Origin of the sequence: Magnetococcus marinus MC-1 (assembly GCF_000014865.1) — a bacterium.
GTDB classification, from domain to species: domain Bacteria; phylum Pseudomonadota; class Magnetococcia; order Magnetococcales; family Magnetococcaceae; genus Magnetococcus; species Magnetococcus marinus.
The window spans coordinates 1,796,756-1,815,691 of record NC_008576.1 but is presented as its reverse complement, the minus strand read 5'-3'; the positions used below and the strand labels follow the sequence as shown (position 1 = coordinate 1,815,691).

12 protein-coding genes and 1 tRNA gene are annotated in these 18,936 nt (G+C 54.1%); all 13 read right to left on the bottom strand.

All coding sequences use genetic code 11. From position 1 onward, the window contains the following. Window positions 1-16 precede the first annotated feature (16 nt). Window positions 17-1,684, bottom strand: coding sequence for a diguanylate cyclase (locus tag MMC1_RS07590; RefSeq protein ID WP_011713146.1), 1,668 nt, complete (start codon window positions 1,682-1,684; stop codon window positions 17-19). 34 nt (window positions 1,685-1,718) lie between these two features. Continuing rightward, window positions 1,719-2,072 carry a response regulator gene (locus MMC1_RS07585; RefSeq protein WP_011713145.1) on the bottom strand — a complete coding sequence of 118 codons (354 nt, stop codon included), beginning with the start codon at window positions 2,070-2,072 and terminating at the stop codon, window positions 1,719-1,721. Window positions 2,073-2,120: 48 nt separating this feature from the next. Further along, window positions 2,121-4,325: a hybrid sensor histidine kinase/response regulator gene (locus MMC1_RS07580; RefSeq protein ID WP_011713144.1), complete on the bottom strand. Its 2,205-nt coding sequence runs from the start codon at window positions 4,323-4,325 to the stop codon at window positions 2,121-2,123. A gap of 13 nt (window positions 4,326-4,338) precedes the next feature. Continuing rightward, window positions 4,339-5,880 carry a CheR family methyltransferase gene (locus MMC1_RS19825; protein WP_011713143.1) on the bottom strand — a complete coding sequence of 514 codons (1,542 nt, stop codon included), beginning with the start codon at window positions 5,878-5,880 and terminating at the stop codon, window positions 4,339-4,341. Beyond that, the gene (cheB, locus tag MMC1_RS07570; RefSeq protein WP_011713142.1) at window positions 5,880-6,959 is read right to left on the bottom strand and encodes a chemotaxis-specific protein-glutamate methyltransferase CheB; all 1,080 of its coding nucleotides are present in this window, start codon (window positions 6,957-6,959) and stop codon (window positions 5,880-5,882) included. The genes MMC1_RS19825 and cheB overlap by 1 nt, the downstream gene beginning before the upstream one ends. 38 nt (window positions 6,960-6,997) lie before the next feature. Further along, the gene (locus MMC1_RS07565) at window positions 6,998-8,920 is read right to left on the bottom strand and encodes a methyl-accepting chemotaxis protein (protein WP_011713141.1); all 1,923 of its coding nucleotides are present in this window, start codon (window positions 8,918-8,920) and stop codon (window positions 6,998-7,000) included. Between the two features lie 1,076 nt (window positions 8,921-9,996). Continuing rightward, window positions 9,997-10,073: transfer RNA gene (locus tag MMC1_RS07560), tRNA-Met, on the bottom strand. Between the two features lie 107 nt (window positions 10,074-10,180). Then, complete coding sequence (locus MMC1_RS07555) at window positions 10,181-11,056, bottom strand: SPOR domain-containing protein (protein WP_081436232.1); 876 nt, start codon at window positions 11,054-11,056, stop codon at window positions 10,181-10,183. A 5-nt stretch (window positions 11,057-11,061) separates the two neighbouring features. Continuing rightward, on the bottom strand, window positions 11,062-11,829 hold the full coding sequence (locus MMC1_RS07550; RefSeq protein ID WP_011713139.1) for a type III pantothenate kinase: 768 nt from the start codon (window positions 11,827-11,829) through the stop codon (window positions 11,062-11,064). 47 nt (window positions 11,830-11,876) lie between these two features. Continuing rightward, window positions 11,877-12,881, bottom strand: coding sequence for a biotin--[acetyl-CoA-carboxylase] ligase (locus tag MMC1_RS07545; protein ID WP_041642150.1), 1,005 nt, complete (start codon window positions 12,879-12,881; stop codon window positions 11,877-11,879). 156 nt (window positions 12,882-13,037) lie between these two features. Next, window positions 13,038-13,868 carry a carboxylating nicotinate-nucleotide diphosphorylase gene (gene nadC, locus MMC1_RS07540; protein ID WP_011713137.1) on the bottom strand — a complete coding sequence of 277 codons (831 nt, stop codon included), beginning with the start codon at window positions 13,866-13,868 and terminating at the stop codon, window positions 13,038-13,040. A 97-nt stretch (window positions 13,869-13,965) separates the two neighbouring features. After that, the gene (locus MMC1_RS07535; protein ID WP_041642147.1) at window positions 13,966-16,740 is read right to left on the bottom strand and encodes a valine--tRNA ligase; all 2,775 of its coding nucleotides are present in this window, start codon (window positions 16,738-16,740) and stop codon (window positions 13,966-13,968) included. A 126-nt stretch (window positions 16,741-16,866) separates the two neighbouring features. Then, window positions 16,867-18,930, bottom strand: coding sequence for a hypothetical protein (locus MMC1_RS22355; protein WP_011713135.1), 2,064 nt, complete (start codon window positions 18,928-18,930; stop codon window positions 16,867-16,869). Window positions 18,931-18,936 lie beyond the last annotated feature (6 nt).

Sequence of the window (18,936 nt, the reverse complement as noted above, 5' to 3'; positions counted from 1 at the left end):
CTGCTGCATTGAATCCTTAAGATTGAAAAGCAACCACCTGATTCCGCCCTTCACGTTTGGCTTGATAGAGCGCTTTATCCGCAGCCTCCCCAATTTCCAAAGCCGTCTCTAAGCGTGGGAAAGCGGCAACACCACAGCTAAAGCTGCATGTAAACTCAATTCCATTCGCAAAAAACTTAACCCGCGCAAAATCCTCCCGCAGCTGATCCAGAATGGCCTTAGCACGCTCCAGATCAATATCCGTCAGGACCACCGCAAACTCCTCACCACCGTAGCGTCCCACCACATCCGATTGACGTACCCGCTGCTGCAACAGCCTAGAGAGAGCCACCAACACTTGATCCCCCATGGCATGGCCATAGGTATCGTTCACTTTTTTGAAATAGTCTAAATCAATCATGGCAAAACAGGTGGTACTGTTCCGCCGTGAGGCGCTGGCAATTTCCGAATCCAAAAAATGCTTGGTGGTGGTGTGGTTATACAAGCCGGTCAAGCTGTCGCGGATCATCAGCGAACGTAAAGTGCGCATCCGCTCGGCCCGCATAGACACCTCGGCAATCAGAGTATCTGCCTGAATTGGCTTGTTTAAAAAACCATCTACTCCGACCTTCATCGCTTGGTACTGGCGGCCCGTATTGGTCTCGCTCGATAGAAACACAATGGGCAAACTTAAATAACCTGGGGTCTGCCGCAACAAAGTCGCCAACTCGGCCCCGCTACACTGGGGCAGATACATATCCATCAGCACCAGATCGGCATTAAAGCCCGTCAGCGCCTCCAGCACATGGGCCGGATCAGAGACGATTCGCGTCAACATGCCCGCCTCTTGCAACACCAAGGCGTGATAGTTGGCCGTATCGGGTTCATCATCCACCACCAAAATATGAAAGGGTTCCGGAGGGTGGGTCATGGTTAACCCATCCAGTACATCCAACAGCTCGGTGGAGCGAATCGGTTTGTGACAGTAGGCACGCCCCCCCGCCTGAACCGCCCGCATGCGTGACTCAAAATCATTGCGCGATGAGATAAACACAATGGGCACATGCCCATTCAGATAGGTTTTAAGGCTCTCCACCCGCTCCAAGCCGGCCTCTTTCCCCTCGGGAAACACCACATCCATCACCAATGCGCTGGGTAGCCGCTGACGCACCGCCTGCTCCAGATCATCCAGGGTGTGGAACGCGCTGGCATGGTAGCCAAAACAGGCCAATTGCGAAACCAATTGCGCCAGTAAAATCGGGTCATCATCACAAATATAGATCTCACTCTCACTGGCAATATTGGCGACATTGCTTGCATCGGGCGCCTGTTTGGGGAGCTCAAAACAGGGGGGGGTGCTATAAGCCAACGTGGTTGCATCCGCCATATTTACAATGTTCTCCAACTGTTGCGTGAGCAGCTCCAGTTGGGCAGACTCGGGTAGCTTCTTATGCTCCAGCGCGATCATCAACATCGCTTCGGCCGCTTTGGCCGAAAGATTGATCTCATACAGTTGAAACGATGCACTGGTGCCCTTGATGGAGTGAAACAGCAAGTGCAGCTCTTTGACCGCCGATAATCCTTCGCCACTGTGTACCCCTTGCAACAAAACACGCCCCCGTTCCAAACGTTCAGGCAGCCCGCGTAAAAAGGAGCTGCGCAAATGGGCCATTTTTTTGTGAAAGGCAAGCTGTTTATCATGCATTTTTTTCACCCCATGGGTAGACCGCTTAAGCGATTTAGGCCAACGCCCGCTGTAGTGCGGCGACAAGCTGTTGCTCTAAATCGGCATCTTTCATAACACAACCACTTAATCCCGGATTTTCTGCTATCAAGCGTGTCGAATCATCCCCACTTAACAGGATAAATGGCAATGTAACATTTTGTTCTTGCAATGTTTTATAGAGCTCAAGCCCGGTAATCAAGGGCATATTTTGGTCAGAAATCACCGCCATCAAATCCTCATGCTGGCTGATCAACTCCAGTGCCTCGACGCCATTTTCGGCCAACAGGCATACATACCCCGCCATCTCCAACACCGCCGAGGTCATCTCACCCGCCAAGGCATCATCATCCACCACCAAAACTTTCATGGGTTCTCCACTCTTGTTTGACCACAATTGGCACTATTATTCATCTGTTTAATCCAACAAATTATCCAAAATCTCAATTAAATTGCTCTGGTCAAAATCACCTTTGACAATATAGGCACTGGCCCCAACCTGAATACCCCGCCGCTTGTCCTGCTCCTTCTGCCGGGAGGTGATGATAATAATCGGTACCCCCTGATAATCGGCACTCTGACGCAGCTGCTCGGTCAAAGAGAAACCATCCATGCGTGGCATCTCCACATCGGTTAACACCGCATCAAAGCGTTGCGCCCGCGCTTTTTGCAGGCCATCCAAACCATCATCGGCCAAGGTGACACGGTAGCCATAGGCTTCCAGCACCTCTTTTTCAATCTCACGCGTATTAAGCGAGTCATCCACCACCAACACATGGCGATTATGCCGCTCCGGTGCCCCACTACGCTCAACCGCCACCAACCGTTCACCCCGCCCACTGCGCACCAGGTCCATCAATGCAGGGGCTTGCAGCACGCTGACCAATCGGTTTTTACCGGTCATCACCATGCCACTCACCAAAGCCAACCGCCGCATATGCTCCGGCATGGGCTTAACCACCATATCTCGCTCATCCAGCAACTGATCCACAATCAGACCCAGCTTCTCCTGACGCCCCCGCACAATCACCACCAGCACATCGGCTTGGCTGTTGGGCAAAGCCCGCGCCTCACGCCCCTCCACCGCAGGCAGGTTGAGCAGTTGCGCCAAACCAACCAAGGGTATAAACATATTGCGCAGGACAAACACCTTACGCTCGGCCATGGTCAAAATGGCACTCTGGGGAATACGTACCAGCTCATGAATATGCTGGGCACTAAAGGCAAACGGGTGCCCCGCCACCTCGCACAACAAAATCCGCATCAAGGCCAAAGAGAGTGGCAAGCGTATGGAAAATTTTGTGCCTTTACCCGCGCTGGCCTGCACGTTGATCTCACCATGCAGCCCCTCCACAATGGTCTTTCGCACCACATCCATACCCACACCGCGCCCGGAGAGATCGGTCACAATGGCGCTGGTACTAAAACCCGGCATAAAAATGAGATCCAAAATTTGCGCCGGCTCCAGCGATTCTGCTTGGTGCGGTTCCAGCAACCCCTTTTGCAGGGCCTTCTGACGGATTTTCTCCACCTGCAAGCCTTGCCCATCATCCTCAACCTCAATCACCACCGAACCGCTATCCTGACGCGCCTTGAGGGTGATGCGCCCATGGGCCGACTTGCCCGCTGCCAGCCGCTGCTCTGGCGATTCAATACCGTGGTCAATGGCGTTGCGCAGCATATGCACCAACGGGTCGCCCAGCTGGTCGATGATCTGTCGATCCAGCTCAACCTCACCCCCACTGACCACACACTGCACCTGTTTACCCAGATCCCGCCCCAGCTCTCGCACCATGCGCGCGGTAGGATCCAACACCATGGAGAGCGGCAACATACGCATGACCAGCGCCTTATCCTTGAGCGCCTGCATCAGCAACTCCTGGTTGGCCATATCATCGCGAAACGCCAGATAAAGCTGGTGTAACGCTTGACTGTGGGCAACCGTTTCGCCATGGCTTTGGGCCAGCTCGCGGGCTTGCAGATCCAGCAGACGGCTCTCGGCCAAACGCTGCCGCAAATAGGCTTGGCTAGAAACCATCTCCCCCATGAGTTTAATCAACTCATCCAACTTGGCGATGCGCACCCGCACGCTATCTGGACTCTTTAGAGGCGTGGAGGTCGTGGCATCGCTGACGGGGGGGGTGGTATCAGCCACAACCGCTGTTTCAGGGGGCGACAGCGCAACGGGAGGGGCTGCCGCCGATTCCGTTACTCCAGGCGCCGCTGTCTCTGCGGGAGCAACCGTAGCCGCCTTGCTCAGCGCCGCACAAAGTGCCGTATCGGGTGGGGGCAAAGGTTGTCCCGCCGCCACCAGATCCACCAGCACAGCCAGGGTATCCACACAACGATCCATCAAGCGGCCCATCTCGGCGGTGTGGCTCACCTGCCCTTCGCGCAGCACACCAAGCAGATCTTCTAATTTATGGGCGGTATCACTGATGGTGGTGAGTTTTAACATGCGGGACGACCCTTTAATGGTATGGGCCGAACGAAAAATTGCTGCGATGTTTTGCGCATCCCCCGGGTGGCTCTCCAGCCGTGCCAACCCCTCTTCCAAACTTTGCAAATGCTCCCGCGCCTCATCCACAAAGCGGGTTAAAAAACGGCTCATATCCAAGGCCATAAAAGGGTTCCTTTCAGGAATGAACCGCTAACTTTGCCAGCTTCTGCTGACAGAGAAAGCTAATCTGCTTAGGTGGAACCGCAAGGGCCAACAGCGCCAGCAGCGTACCCTCGACTGGACGCCTTTCATCCAGTTGTCGCAACACCAGACGGTACTCCCGTTGCGCTAAACTCGACTGTTGCTCGATTGCGTACAGCTCCGCCAAAAAATAGTGCGCCAACCAGTGACTGGGATCCAGATAGACCGCCTTCTGAAACCAAGCAATGGCCTGCTTTGTCTGCCCCTGCCAACGCGCGGTTTGTCCCAATAGCAGCAGGGCATCCAAAGACCACTCATCTTGCTGCAAGGCCCCTTTAAGGGCGAGCTCAGCCTGCACAAACTGACGCTGATTAAGCAAAACAGCCCCTTTTAGACGCAGCAGCTCCGCCTGGATCTGCCCCCCGCCCTGGGCGCAGGCCAGCTCTACCCCAGCGAGGGCTTCGCCATAGCGTTTTTCCTTGAGTAAGGCCACGAGCTGATCCATGCTGGGAACGGCTATCCGCTCAGGTTCCCCGTTACCCTCCGGTAACAAGGTTTCTTCCCTCAGCAAGAGTTCATCATCCAAGCTAAAAAGGGGGGGCAAGGGCTCATCTTCCTCTGCAATTTCTGTCAAACCACGCCAACTGAGCGCTTCATCCTGCGGCCTCCACGAGTGACTGGGAGAAGAGAGCGACAGCCCGTGCCATAACTCAACGGCCTCTTCGGCAGCTTGGCTTTTACCCTTACGGAAAAAGAAACACCCTCCCCACTGCTCCAGGGTCAACAAGCCAAAATCGTTGGGCAAGGTCTCCGCCGAGCCAGCTACCAAAGCACCGCCAAAATTTAACAGATCCCGTAATTTTGACTGAATTTCACGGCGATGCTGTTGATCAAAGTAGATGGAAACGTTTCTAAAAAAGATAATATCCTGCCCATGCAACATGCTAGGATAGTTCGCATCCATAAGATTAAGCAGGCTAAAGTTCACTTGTTGGGCAATGACCGGTTTTATTTGAAATTGCTGCTCAGGCAGTGGCTCAAAATAGCGCGCTTTAAGCTGTGGATCTAATAACCGAAACGAAAAACTGCCGTATTGCCCTTGCCGAGCTCGCTGCAAAACCGTTGTATCAATATCACAACCCTGTAACCGAAACAGGTGTGCCTGATCCGGCCCAAAGCGTTCCGTCAAGGCCATCGCAATGGAGTAAGGCTCTTCACCGCTGGAGCAGCCCACGCTTAAAATACGAATAGGCTCGGATCTCTGCTGGTTGAGCAACGGCGGCAAAAGATGCTCTATAAGAAGCTGTAAATGTTCAGATTCACGATAAAAATAGGTTTCATTAATGGTCAAACGATTGATCAATTCATAAAAAATTTCACGATCCTGCTCTAGCCGTAGCAGAAACGCTGGTACCGTACAACGGTGCGCCAAACAGCCTTGCTGAACGAGCTTAAACAGCAGGCTGTCATTGTCCAACTGTAGGCCGGTACGTTGTTTAATCAACGCCATAAGCGGATGCAATACAGCGTGATCCATTATAACGCCTCCGCAGAGCTCTGCTGGGCGTGTTTGAGCATGGCTGGCAGCATGTTATCCAGCGACACCACCTCCTGGGCAACACCGGCCTCAATCGCCAGTTTATTCATACCAAAAATGACAGAACTGGCCTCATCCTGGGCCAATGTTTTACCACCAGCCTGACAAACAGCCGCCAAACCCTGTACCCCATCGCGCCCCATGCCGGTGAGGATAACCCCAACCACCCGGCTGCCATAAACGGCGGCAGCTGACCTTAACAACGCATCACAACTGGGATGGTAAATGTCACCTTCCGCTGGCGTCAGCATGGCAATGCGTCCATCTGCCGTAACCGTCATGTGAAATTCCGAGGGGGCGATATAAACCACGCCGGGCAAGATCGGCTCACCATGCTTACCCAAACGCACAGGGACCGCACTAAGCTGCCCCAACCACTCCACCATGCCAGCGGCAAAACCATCGGAGATATGCTGGGCAATGAGCACGGTATAGGGAAAACCCTGGGGCAATGCGGCAATAAGCAACGCCAAAGCATTTGGCCCACCGGTGGATGAGGCAATAACATAAACCGGCTGCGGGACTTCACTCTCATGGTGCTCTGCCACGGGCAGCCACGTCGGGGCCGGGAGATCCTCTTGGGGCAGCAAGAGCTTATCCACGCTGCTCGGGAGCTGTTGCCCTATGCCAATATGGCGGATCACCGGCACACCCGCCAATAAACGCAGCTTTTCCGCCAGCTCTTCTCCATCATGCAGGGTTGGTTTACCCGTTACCTCCAAGGCACCGTGCCGCACCGCTTGATAGGCAATCTCAGCATCACTTACACTGCTCACCACCAAAATAGGCACCGCCCGGGTACGCATGATTTCACCAATCGCCTGAATGCCTGTCATGACCGGCATTTCCAGATCCATGGTAATAATATCGGGTAATAAAGTTGCATTCAGCTCTACAGCCTGCTGACCATTGCAAGCTTCAGCCACCACTTCGACACCTACCTCGTCTGCCAGCAGCGCCTTAATCAATGCCCGTATTGAGGGACTATCATCTACGACAAGTACGCGGACTGTTTCCATAGGTTATGAATGCCCCCTGGCAAAATAGCCATGCCATTTTAATGGCTATGTTGATCCTCATGTAAAATGAAACGACCGACTTGTGCTTTAAGTTCACTAGAAACATCGGTCATCTGGTTAGCGATCTGGGCGATATGCTCCACCGCATCTGCCGTGTTGCTACTGGCGGTCACTATTTCCCGCAAGGCCACCACCACCTGACTGCTGGCGGTCTTCTGCTGCTGGGTCGAAAGAGAGATCTGCTTGGCCGATTTGGTTGAACGGCTGGCAGCATCCACCAATTCATTGAGTCGTGTGGCGGTCTGAAAAGATTCACGCATGCCCTCAGTAATACCCAATGCACCCTTTTCTGAGGTAATCACCAAACGGCTGATGGAGTCCTGGATCTCACGGGTTTTTCGCTCAATTTCGCTGGTGGACTCGGTCACGCTATCGGCCAGACGGCGGATCTCAGCAGCCACCACGCCAAAGCGTTGCCCCGATTCACCGGCACTGGAGGCCTCCAGCGCGGCATTAAAGGCGATTAATTTGGTCTGATCGGCAATGTTATTGATAATTTCCATAACCTTGCTGATCTCTTTGGATTTACTTCCCAGATCAACAATTTCGGCCAAACTTTTCTCGTTATCGCTCTTAATATCCTCCATCTTGGTGACGATGGACTGCATCGCAAGGGAGCCCTCTTTACTACTTTCCCAGGTTTGGTTGGCAATAACCACCACCTTTTCAGAATACTCAGCGATTTGTGAGGATGACGCCGACAACTCTTCCATGGTGGAGGTAATTTCCGCGACCGAGGCCGACATACCGCTAGAGGTTGCCGCTTGGCGCTCCACGGAGGTGGCGATCTCACGGCTGGCATGGTTTACAGCCGATGCATTATGCTCAACTTTTGATACCAGATCATGCAGATAGCTGCGCATCTCTTCGGTGGCGCGGCCCAGCTCGGCAATCTCATTTTGGCCATCGCTGGGCAGTGAAACGGTGAGGTTGCCTTCGGCCAACAGGTTGACGCCCTGCACCAACGCCCGGATACGCCGCCCCAACGCCCGCGCCGTCAACAACGCCAGCAAGAGCCCCACCAGCAGCGCCAAACCCCCAATGATCCAGGCTTGATTGCGCGCTTTGGCAAAGGCGGCCACATGTGCCGAACGGTTCATCGCGATTTCGACCACCCCCAGTGGCGTGCCCGAGTAATCCTTCACCATGGTGCCATAAATGGCATAGGGGGTAGCATTGAAGGCTCGGCGGGTATAGACCCGTTTGCCTGCGTAGGCTTGTTTAAGCTCCTGCGGCTGCAACAGCGCCTCGGGCATGGTTGAGGCGAAGGTAATAAATTTTCCCTCTTTAAACAGATAAAGGGCGGCATCGGCCCCATGTTTTTGCTTAAATGCGGTGAAAAAAGCTGGGCCAAAGGACATGCCAAACTCTACCGAACCCAGATGTTTTTCCCCATGGAAAACTGGCACAATGCCCCGCGCCCCTAAACCGGCCACACCGCTCTCTAACCCTTGGCTAGCGCTCTTTTTTTCATTGGTATTTACCACCATATGACGAAATGATGAGAGGTCATCGCCAAATTTCTCTGGCTTATGCAGCCGCAAGAAGGAGAACGCTGGGGGGGTATGGAATTGAAACTGTTTTGCGCCAAAATCTCGGGCGATCACTTGATAAGCGGGTTCCAACTGCTGAGCCAACCAAGCGCGATCTCCCTGTTCAAATTTTTCCTGCACCAAAGGGATATGGGCAACCAAGGCGCTGAGCGCCTGAGCCAAGCGGGTTTCACTTTGGACTTGAGTAATGACAGATTCGGCACGTTCCCGCAGTTGAGCCTCTTCTGAACGCAAAATCACCCCTTCCAGGTTGTTTAGACCGGTCACGATCAGCCCAATCACCACAAAGGCGATGGCGAACCCCATGCCAATCATAATGTTGGCCCACAGTCGTAAATTGTTAAACATGGTCCGACCTTCTCTTTAGCACCTGAAAGTGTGAAATTGTACGGGCAAACCGTGCCCGAATATAGCAAAACGTTAAGGCATTTACTAGATAGCGCTACCACAATCCTACATGTGTTATACGCCCAGCCGTTCTTAAAAGCGATTGGGCATCGGTACAAAAGATGCCCTATCCTACAGGAGCTAAGCGTCGTACAGGGCTATTTCTTAAACATAAACTGGTCGTTACTACGTAAATTTAGTGAAAACAACCCGACCAAGCGTCTTCTCCCAGTTAAGCAGGATAACAGTGGTTTTGGTCGCTGTCCTGTGTAAAAGACATCTTTAAAGTAAGACGAGCATTTATCACCAATAATCACCCCTGCTCTTTTACATTTGATTTTGGGACTAGGGAGTGTTGGCTCGGACAACATGCGACCTCCTCACTCTTTTGCTTGATCACAATTTTGCTGGGTATGTATGACATTAAGATCAACATGCAACGCGCGACCTCCACGACCCGTTGCTCGCGACACCTCTTTATGCCAAGACAACCCTTTGAAACATCCATGGTTTATGAGAAGAGGTCCGACGTGGGAAAGTGGCGCCCGCAGCTCCTTCATCGAAGGTTCTGGGGCAATAGAGTGAGAAAGGTACGCCCATCCTGCAACAGGGTATAACGCTGGTCAACATGCTAACGATTGCTTATGTCCCACATTGGCACGCCACAAAGCAGAGATGGTGTGTGTAAAATAGATTAAATAAAAACGCGGTTTTTCTCTTCATATTTTGATTTTAAAGCAGCTACCCTGCTTAAGGCGGACGCTTTTGGCCCAACCTTGACAATAAAACAGGCGGGGCATTCGCCAACAGAATACCTTTTTCGCATCGTGGATATGCTGCGTGGATTGAAGCGGACTCTCCCCCTGTCCTTTAGGAGATGAGCCGTTACAGATGCGCTTGGTTTTGCGGGCCATAACCCGCACTCACCCATTATCTGCCGATTTCACGTAACAACTTACCGCTGACAAAGGGCTTACACCCCCCCCTTTTTCATAAAAAAAGGGGCCAGCCTGAAAGGCCAACCCCTTGTTTTTATTTGGTAGCGAGAGGGAGACTTGAACTCCCGACCCCAGGATTATGAATCCTGTGCTCTAACCAGCTGAGCTACCTCGCCATCGTTGAGAAGATGCTATTTTACAAATGGGTGGCGGGAAGTCAACGTTTTTGTGTAAAAAAAAACGCCATACCGCTATGTGAATGTTTTTTAAGCATTATGCGAATTCACGATTTGGGCTGCGTGGCTCGCCAACCCTCTTTTAAATCCGTACCACCATACCAAATTTTAATCAAAGGAGAGGTCATTCCTAGATCAGCCAAGCGCGAGGCCACACCCTTTGCCTCGGCCTCGTCCTTGTAAGGCCCCATCACCACTTTATAAAGCTTTTGAGTGGATTCTATCTTAACCACCCGCAAAGGTCGCACATAGAGCTGTTCCGCCTTATCCATAATACTAATGGCATCGCCCAATTGCATCGACTCACCAACGGGAATAATTAAGCCCTGCCAGTTTTTTTCAATCGTTACCCGAAAACCACCCGCCATGAGCTTTACCTCACTCTCCTTGGCCGCTTCCAGGTCGTCATAAGGTCCCGCTTGTACTTGATTAAGCGTAACCATCTCCACCGCTTCGAGCACTGTGGATTCATAACCACGGCTTTGCAAGCGCTCAAGCAACTGCCCAGCACCAAATTCATAGACAAAGCTGCCCACCTGCACAATATATTGGCTACCCGCCACCGGCACCAACGGTTTCGGTGGCGTCTTGGGCATGCTATTAACCATGCTTGGCGGAGGCATCCGTGGCTCAACGGGTTTTGACTCAACCACTGGCGGTTTAGCCTCCACAGGCTTATCAGCCCGCTTAGGACGCTCCCCCATACCCTCAAGTTCCACCAGCATACGTTCAGGTAGTGCCATGGCACGCGCCACAACCGGGTTTGGACCTTTCCACACGGCATCTGGCCCATCATCCTGGCGAGCATGCATGCCATTCCATAAGAAGGCCACCGCCGTCACCGCTAAGATGGCTGCCACAAACCAAGGTAGAACCCGGCCTAGCATGTTAGAAAGATTGTCCATCGGTAGAGTGATACCCATTTCGCTTACCGGTTTCGTTGATACAGCAGCCGCAGACCCGTCAAGGTCAACATATCATCCACATCATCAATGCAACGACTATCCCGGGCAATTAACTTAGCCAATCCGCCCGTGGCGGTAACATGGATATTGGCAAAGCCCGACTCGACTCTCATGCGCTCAATAATACCATCGACCAGCCCAACATAACCCCAATAAAGACCCGAACGCATGGCCTCTTCAGTGGTTTTACCGATCACCCGCTCTGGATGAAACAGCTCAATGCGGGGTAACTTGGCCGTCTTTTCAAACAGCGCATCCAACGATGAATTTAATCCCGGCGCAATGGCCCCGCCCAGATAAATACCCTGTTCGCCAATTAAATCAAAGGTGGTGGCCGTGCCAAAATCCACCACAATGGCCGCATGAGCAACCTTGTCAAACACCGCCACCGCATTGACCAGCCGGTCCGCACCAACCCCGCTAGGGCTCTCCTCGGACAAGGGCAAACCATATTTCATACTTGCCCCCACCACCAACGTCTCCAACCCTAAATAGCGCCGCACTGCGCGCACCAAGGCTGAACCGATGGGAGGCACCACACTGGCCAAGATCACCCCGTTAATGCCGTGTGCATCCACCTGCTTTAATTGAAGCAGGTTCGCAAGAAGTATTCCATACTCATCACCGGTACGCTCTATGCGGCTGGCAATGCGCCACGAGTGGGCCAGTTGATCCCCTTCATACAGCCCTAAGACAATATTGGTATTACCAACATCCATCACCAATAGCATGGCGTCCTCCCCAACCGGGCATGATCCCCACCCACATGAGCAAAACCCTATAATAGATTGACATCACCCGCCACCACCGTGGTTAGGGCACCCGTATCATCCCGCGTCACCAGCAGGCAACCGTTTTGATCCATGCTCTCTGCAACGCCCGTAAAGGATTCCGCGTAAAAATTCACCCTCACCCGTCGGCCCTGGATATCACCATACTGCAACCATGACTCCCGCAGGGGGGCAAAACCTCCCTGCAAAAACTGCCGATACCAATAACCTAAGCGGTCTAAAAAGCGTGCCAGCAATTGACTGCGGTCAAAACTTCTACCACTGCTCTCCCGCAGCGTGGTGGCGATGCACTGTAAATCAGCCGGCATATCCCCCACGCGACCATTAACATTAACACCAACCCCCACCACGATATAGCGCACCCGCTCGGGTTCGGCCATCATCTCGGTCAGGATGCCCGCCACCTTACGCCCACCAATCAAAATATCGTTGGGCCATTTCAGATAGAGATCCTCAATGTGGAGATCATCCCGCAGGGTTTGTGCCAAAGCTAGCCCCGCTAGAAGGGTAATTTGCGCGGCATCGTTGGGCGCAATGGCCGGTTTAAGCACCACAGAAAAATAGAGATTTTCACCCGCTGGCGAAACCCACACCCGCTGCATACGACCCCGCCCACCGCTCTGGGCATCGGCACAGCAGAGGGTTCCTTCTGGGGCGCCATCCCGCGCCAACTGTGACGCACGGGCATTGGTGGAGTCCGTCTCAGCAAAAAAATAGGCCTGTTTAGGGTGCAGCAGGGAGAGCGCCGTTAAATAGGGCTGCATGCGCTCCAGCGATGGAAAATCTGGCTCACCCAACAACCGATAACCCCGACGATGCAGCGCCTCAATGCGATATCCTCTCTGCCGCAAACCTTGAATATGCTTCCACACCGCAGCCCGTGAGATACCCAGCCCCGCACCGATGGCCGCACCACTACAGGGAATTTCGCCATGGGCCACCAATAAAGCCACCAGTTTTTCATCCAACGACGAAAGGGCTCCCTTAGCCATTTTTTCCACCATGTGCTCAGCCCCCAACCCCTAAAAACCCAAGCGGCGCATTACTCTACCATCCCCTCACGCAACAGGTCCAACCTTTCCACCCTTGCACAAAAAAGCCCCACAGGTCAAACCGGTGGGGCTTGGTAAACGACCTACGCGGCCCGTTTAGAAACGCACCAAAAGCGAGACATCCTTATTGCCCGCACTGTGGGTCAGAGCACCGGATGAGATCATATCCACCCCGGTTTCGGCAATGTCACGCACGGTCTCTAGGGTTACATTACCACTGGCCTCTAGCATGGTACGCCCAGCATTTATCTTAACCGCTTCGCGCATCTGTTCCAGGGTCATATTGTCCAGCAGTAGAATATGGGCACCGGCTTCCAACGCCTCGACCACCTGATCCAAGGTTTCACACTCGACCTCAATACGGTGCAAATGGGTCAAGGAGGAGTGCATGGCTGCCACCGCTTCACGAATGCTGCCTGCCATGGCAATATGGTTCTCCTTGATCAACACACCATCATCCAACCCCATGCGATGGTTGTGCCCACCCCCTACCCTAACCGCGTATTTTTGCAGCAACCGCATACCCGGAACCGTTTTACGGGTATCCACAATGCGGCATCCCGTGCCCGCCACCTTCTCCACAAACTGCGAGGTAAGGCTGGCCACTGCCGAGAGATTCTGAAAAAAGTTCAGTGCCACTCGCTCCCCGGTTAAAATGCCTCGGGCCGGACCACGCAGAGTAAAAATGGTATTACCTGCCATCACCCCCGCACCATCCGAGGCCTCCGGCAGAATACCAATGCGGGAGTCAACCTGCTTAAACACCTCAGAGACCACCGGTAGACCACAAACCACCAGCTCTTCACGGGCAATAAGCACCGCCTCGGCCTCTTTACCCGCTGGGATTAAAGTGTTGGTGGTAATGTCACCACGGCCAATATCCTCGGCCAAGGCACTGCGTACAATATCGGACCAGATAGGGGTCATATTTCCAAACTCTTAAGACCTGGGTTGGTTGATAAAAGCCACGCACCAATTGTGACACAAGCCCTAGCCCCTGGGCAATTGCTTTAAACAGCACGCCCTATGCCATGGCCTGAATGCGTGTTAGAGCCTCCTGCACGGCACGCTTTTTTTCCATCAGTTCATTGGCTTTATCCCGCTCTTTGGCAACCACTTCGGGATTGGCCTTGGCAATAAAATTTTCGTTGCTCAGTTTTCTTGTGACTTGCTGCCAATCGGCATCCAGCTTATCCAAGCTTTTTTGCAAACGGGCGCTCTCGGCGGCCACATCAATGAGGCCCTTCATGGGGATATACAGCTGCATATCCTCCAACACCCCCGTGGCGCAGCCTTGCGGAGCCTCATCCTGCAACACCGCCCACCCCTCCAATTTGGCCAGGGCGGTAACGGTACTCACATGGCGCCGCAGACGGGCCACCGCACTGTCGTCACCACGCACCAAGACCTGGATCTTTTTGCTGGGAGGGATATCCATTTCACTACGGATACCACGAATGGTGCTGGTAAAGCGCTGCACCCAGTCAATTTCGCTCTCAATTTGGTCTAAAATACGGCCTTCATCGGCCTCGGGCCAAGGGGCCAGCATAATGCTACCTGCGGGCTTGCCCGCCAGAGGGGCCAGCTTTTGCCACAACTCTTCGGTAATAAAGGGCATCAACGGATGGAGCAGCCGCAAGGAGGCCTCCAACACCCCAACCATGGTGTGCCGTACCGCCGCTTTGGCCGCCTCTGCGGCGTTCTCATCATAGAGCGTGGTTTTCACCATCTCTAAGTACCAGTCGCAATAACTGCCCCACAAAAATTGATAGAGCGTATTGGCCGCATCGCTAAAGCGATAATTTTCAATATCCTGTGTAACATCCCGGGCGGTGCGCTGAAATTTGCTCACAATCCACTGATCGGTCACCGATAGGGGCAGATCCACCCGTTCCAGCCCGCAATCCTGGCCCTCTGCATTCATGAGCACAAAGCGCGAGGCATTCCATAACTTATTGCAAAAATTACGGTAGCCCTCCATCCGTCCCAGGTCAAACTTGATATCCCGCCCCTGGGTCGCCAACGATGCCAAGGTAAAGCGCAAGGCATCCGTACCTGCGGCGGCGATGCCATCGGGGAACTCTTTACGGGTCTGTTTTTCAATCTTTTTGGCCAGATGGGGCTGCATCATATCCCGCGTACGCTTGGCCACCAGATCCTCCAAGCTAATACCGTCGATCAGATCCAACGGGTCCAAGACATTACCCTTGGATTTGCTCATTTTATGCCCCTCGCCATCGCGCACCAGACCATGCACATAGACGGTATGAAAGGGCACTTCATCGGTAAATTTCAGCCCCATCATAATCATGCGGGCTACCCAAAAAAAGATAATGTCAAAACCTGTAACCAGCACGTTTGTGGGGTGAAAAGAGGCCAATTCTTGGCTTTTTTCTGGCCAACCCAGGGTCGAAAAGGTCCATAGTGCCGATGAGAACCAGGTATCCAGCACATCATTATCTTGGGTTAGCGCCACCGGCTTACCGTAGTGCTGGCTGGCTTTTTGGGACGCTTCCTCTTGGGTGCGGCAGACAAACACCTGACCATCGGGACCATACCAAGCGGGAATGCGGTGGCCCCACCATATCTGGCGACTGATGCACCAATCTTGAATATTCCGCATCCATTCAAAATAGGTTTTGGACCAGTTTTCCGGTACAAATTTAATGCGCCCCTCTTCCACCACCTTAATCGCCTCAGCGGCCAAGGGGGCGGTGGTCACAAACCATTGATCGGTCAACAACGGCTCAATGACTGCCTTGGTACGGTCACCACGGGGCACCATGAGTTTGTGGTCGACTATTTTTTCCAGCAAACCTGCCTCTTGCAGATCCTCCACAATGCGTTTACGCGCCTCGTAGCGATCCATTCCCCGGTAGCGGGCTGGGGCATCCTCATTGATGCAGGCATCCACGGTAAAGATGCTCATTTGGGGCAGATTGTGCCGTTTGCCTACCTCATAGTCATTAAAATCGTGGGCTGGTGTGATCTTGACACAGCCAGAACCAAACTCAGGATCAACATAGTCATCCCCGATCACAGGAATGGTGCGACCCGTCAAGGGCAACACCACCTGCTTGCCGATCAGATGCTGGTAGCGCGCGTCTTCGGGATGCACCGCCACGGCGCTATCCCCCAGCATGGTTTCTGGTCGAGTGGTTGCCACCACCAAAAAGCCATCGCCCTCGACCATGGGGTAGCGCATGTGCCACATGTGGCCCTGCTCTTCCTCGCTGATTACTTCCAGATCCGAAACCGCCGTGTGCAACACCGGGTCCCAGTTGACCAAGCGCTTACCACGGTAGATTAAATCTTCTTCATAGAGGCGAACAAACACCTCTTTGACCGCCTCGGAGAGTCCGTCATCCATGGTAAAGCGTTCACGGCTCCAATCGCAGGAAGCCCCCATTCGGCGGAGCTGTTTGGTAATGGTGTTACCACTGCTGGCTTTCCACTCCCAAACCCGTTCAATAAAGGCATCGCGGCCAAGATCGTGGCGGCTTTTACCCTCGGCTTCGAGTTGCCGTTCCACCACCATTTGGGTGGCGATGCCGGCATGATCGGTCCCACACTGCCACAGGGTATTATGCCCCTGCATGCGGTTGTAGCGGATCAGGGCATCCATGATGGTATCTTGAAAAGCGTGCCCCATATGCAGGCTGCCGGTCACATTGGGGGGGGGGATCATGATGCAGTAGGCGTTGGCCGCACTTAGACCACTGGGTTTAAAACACCCCTGCTCTTCCCAGGTTTGATACCAGCGCTGTTCCACACCGGTGGGGTCATAGGATTTTGGCAACGATGTTTCCTGCATGGGATCTTCTCTTCTCTGGCAAGGGCATAGGCCCTGTAGGTGATACCTAGTTCGACAACAAAGGGCGCTGTGGCATCAGCGCCCTTTGCCTTAATTTACCGGTGGTTTGGACTATTGACCGCGACGCACGCGCTCCACCTCTTCCCGGATAATTTTCTCCAGAAGTTCCGGAAGCTGCTCGCGAATCATCTGCTCGGCAATCTCCCGGGCAAGCGCCAAAATAGCCTCGGCGTTGACTGAATCCGGCACCGTCCCTTTTTCATCCGCTTGCTCAGCCTCTTCTTCGGCGGCTTGCTCAGCCTCTTCTTCGGCGGCTTGCTCAGCCTCTTCTTCGGCGGCTTGCTCAGCCTCTTCTTCGGCGGCTTCCTCAGCCTCTTCTTCGGCGGCTTCCTCAGCCTCTTCTTCGGCGGCTTCCTCAGCCTCTTCTTCGGCGGCTTCCTCAGCCTCTTCTTCGGCGACTTCCTCGGCCTCTTCTTCGGCGACTTCCTCGGCCTCTTCTTCGGCGACTTCCTCGGCCTCTTCTTCGGCGACTTCCTCGGCCTCTTCTTCGGCGACTTCCTCGGCCTCTTCTTCGGCGACTTCCTCGGCCTCTTCTTCGGCGACTTCCTCGGCCTCTTCTTCGACGACTTCCTCAGCCTCTTCTTCGGCGACTTCCTCGGCCTCTTCTTCGGCGACTTCCTCGGCCTCTTCTTCGGCGACTTCCTCGGCATCTTCTTCGGCGACTTCCTCGGCCTCTTCTTCGGCGACTTCCTCGGCATCTTCTTCGGCGACTTCCTCTGCCTCCTCTTCGGCGGCTTGCTCAGCCTCTTCTTCGGCGGCTTCCTCGGCCTCTTCTTCGGCGACTTCCTCGGCCTCTTCTTCGGCGACTTGCTCAGCCTCTTCTTCGGCGACTTGCTCAGCCTCTTCTTCGGCGACTTCCTCGGCCTCTTCTTCGGCGGCTTGCTCAGCCTCTTCTTCGGCGGCTTGCTCAGCCTCTTCTTCGGCGGCTTCCTCAGCCTCTTCTTCGGCGGCTTCCTCAGCCTCTTCTTCGGCGGCTTCCTCAGCCTCTTCTTCGGCGACTTCCTCAGCCTCTTCTTCGGCGATTTCCTCAGCCTCTTCTTCGGCGATTTCCTCAGCCTCTTCTTCGGCGATTTCCTCAGCCTCTTCTTCGGCGGCTTGCTCAGCCTCTTCTTCGGCGACTTCCTCAGCCTCTTCTTCGGCGGCTTGCTCAGCCTCTTCTTCGGCGGCTTGCTCAGCCTCTTCTTCGGCGACTTCCTCGGCGACTTCCTCGGCCTCTTCTTCGGCCTCTTCTTCGGCCTCTTCTTCGGCCTCTTCTTCGGCCTCTTCTTCGGCGACTTCCTCGCCCTCTTCTTCGGCGACTTCCTCGGCCTCTTCTTCGGCGACTTCCTCGGCCTCTTCTTCGGCGACTTCCTCGGCCTCTTCTTCGGCGACTTCCTCAGCCTCTTCTTCGGCGACTTCCTCAGCCTCTTCTTCGGCGACTTCCTCAGCCTCTTCTTCGGCGACTTCCTCGGCCTCTTCTTCGGCGACTTCCTCGGCCTCTTCTTCGGCGACTTCCTCGGCCTCTTCTTCGGCGACTTCCTCGGCCTCTTCTTCGGCGACTTCCTCGGCCTCTTCTTCGGCGACTTCCTCGGCCTCTTCTTCGGCGACTTCCTCGGCCTCTTTTTCGGCGACTTCCTCGGCCTCTTCTTCGGCGACTTCCTCGGCCTCTTCTTCGGCCTCTTCCTCAGCCTCTTCTTCGGCGACTTCCTCAGCCTCTTCCTCGACGGCTTGCTCAGCCTCTTCTTCGGCGACTTCCTCGGCCTCTTCTTCGGCGACTTCCTCGGCCTCTTCTTCGGCGACTTCCTCGGCCTCTTCTTCGGCGACTTCTTCGGCGGCTTCCTCGACGGCTTCCTCGACAACAGCAACGGTCTCCATACCCGAGAGATCGACAATCTCATCCTCAGACGCTACCGCCCCATCTCCCGCTTCTTCAGCCTGGTCGGGGGCAAACGGATCGGCCATATAAAGCCTATTTTGTTCGCTGGTATCGTCTTCATCGGCCCACTCAAAACGGGGAGTAGGCTCCCCACCCACCGCCATACTCGGGTAAGGCTTGGCACGCAGAGCCTCCAAGCCGTGTTGATCATCCTCTGCCTCGTCAAGAATCTCTTCCAGAGAAGCGAGGATCTCCTCCATCGATGG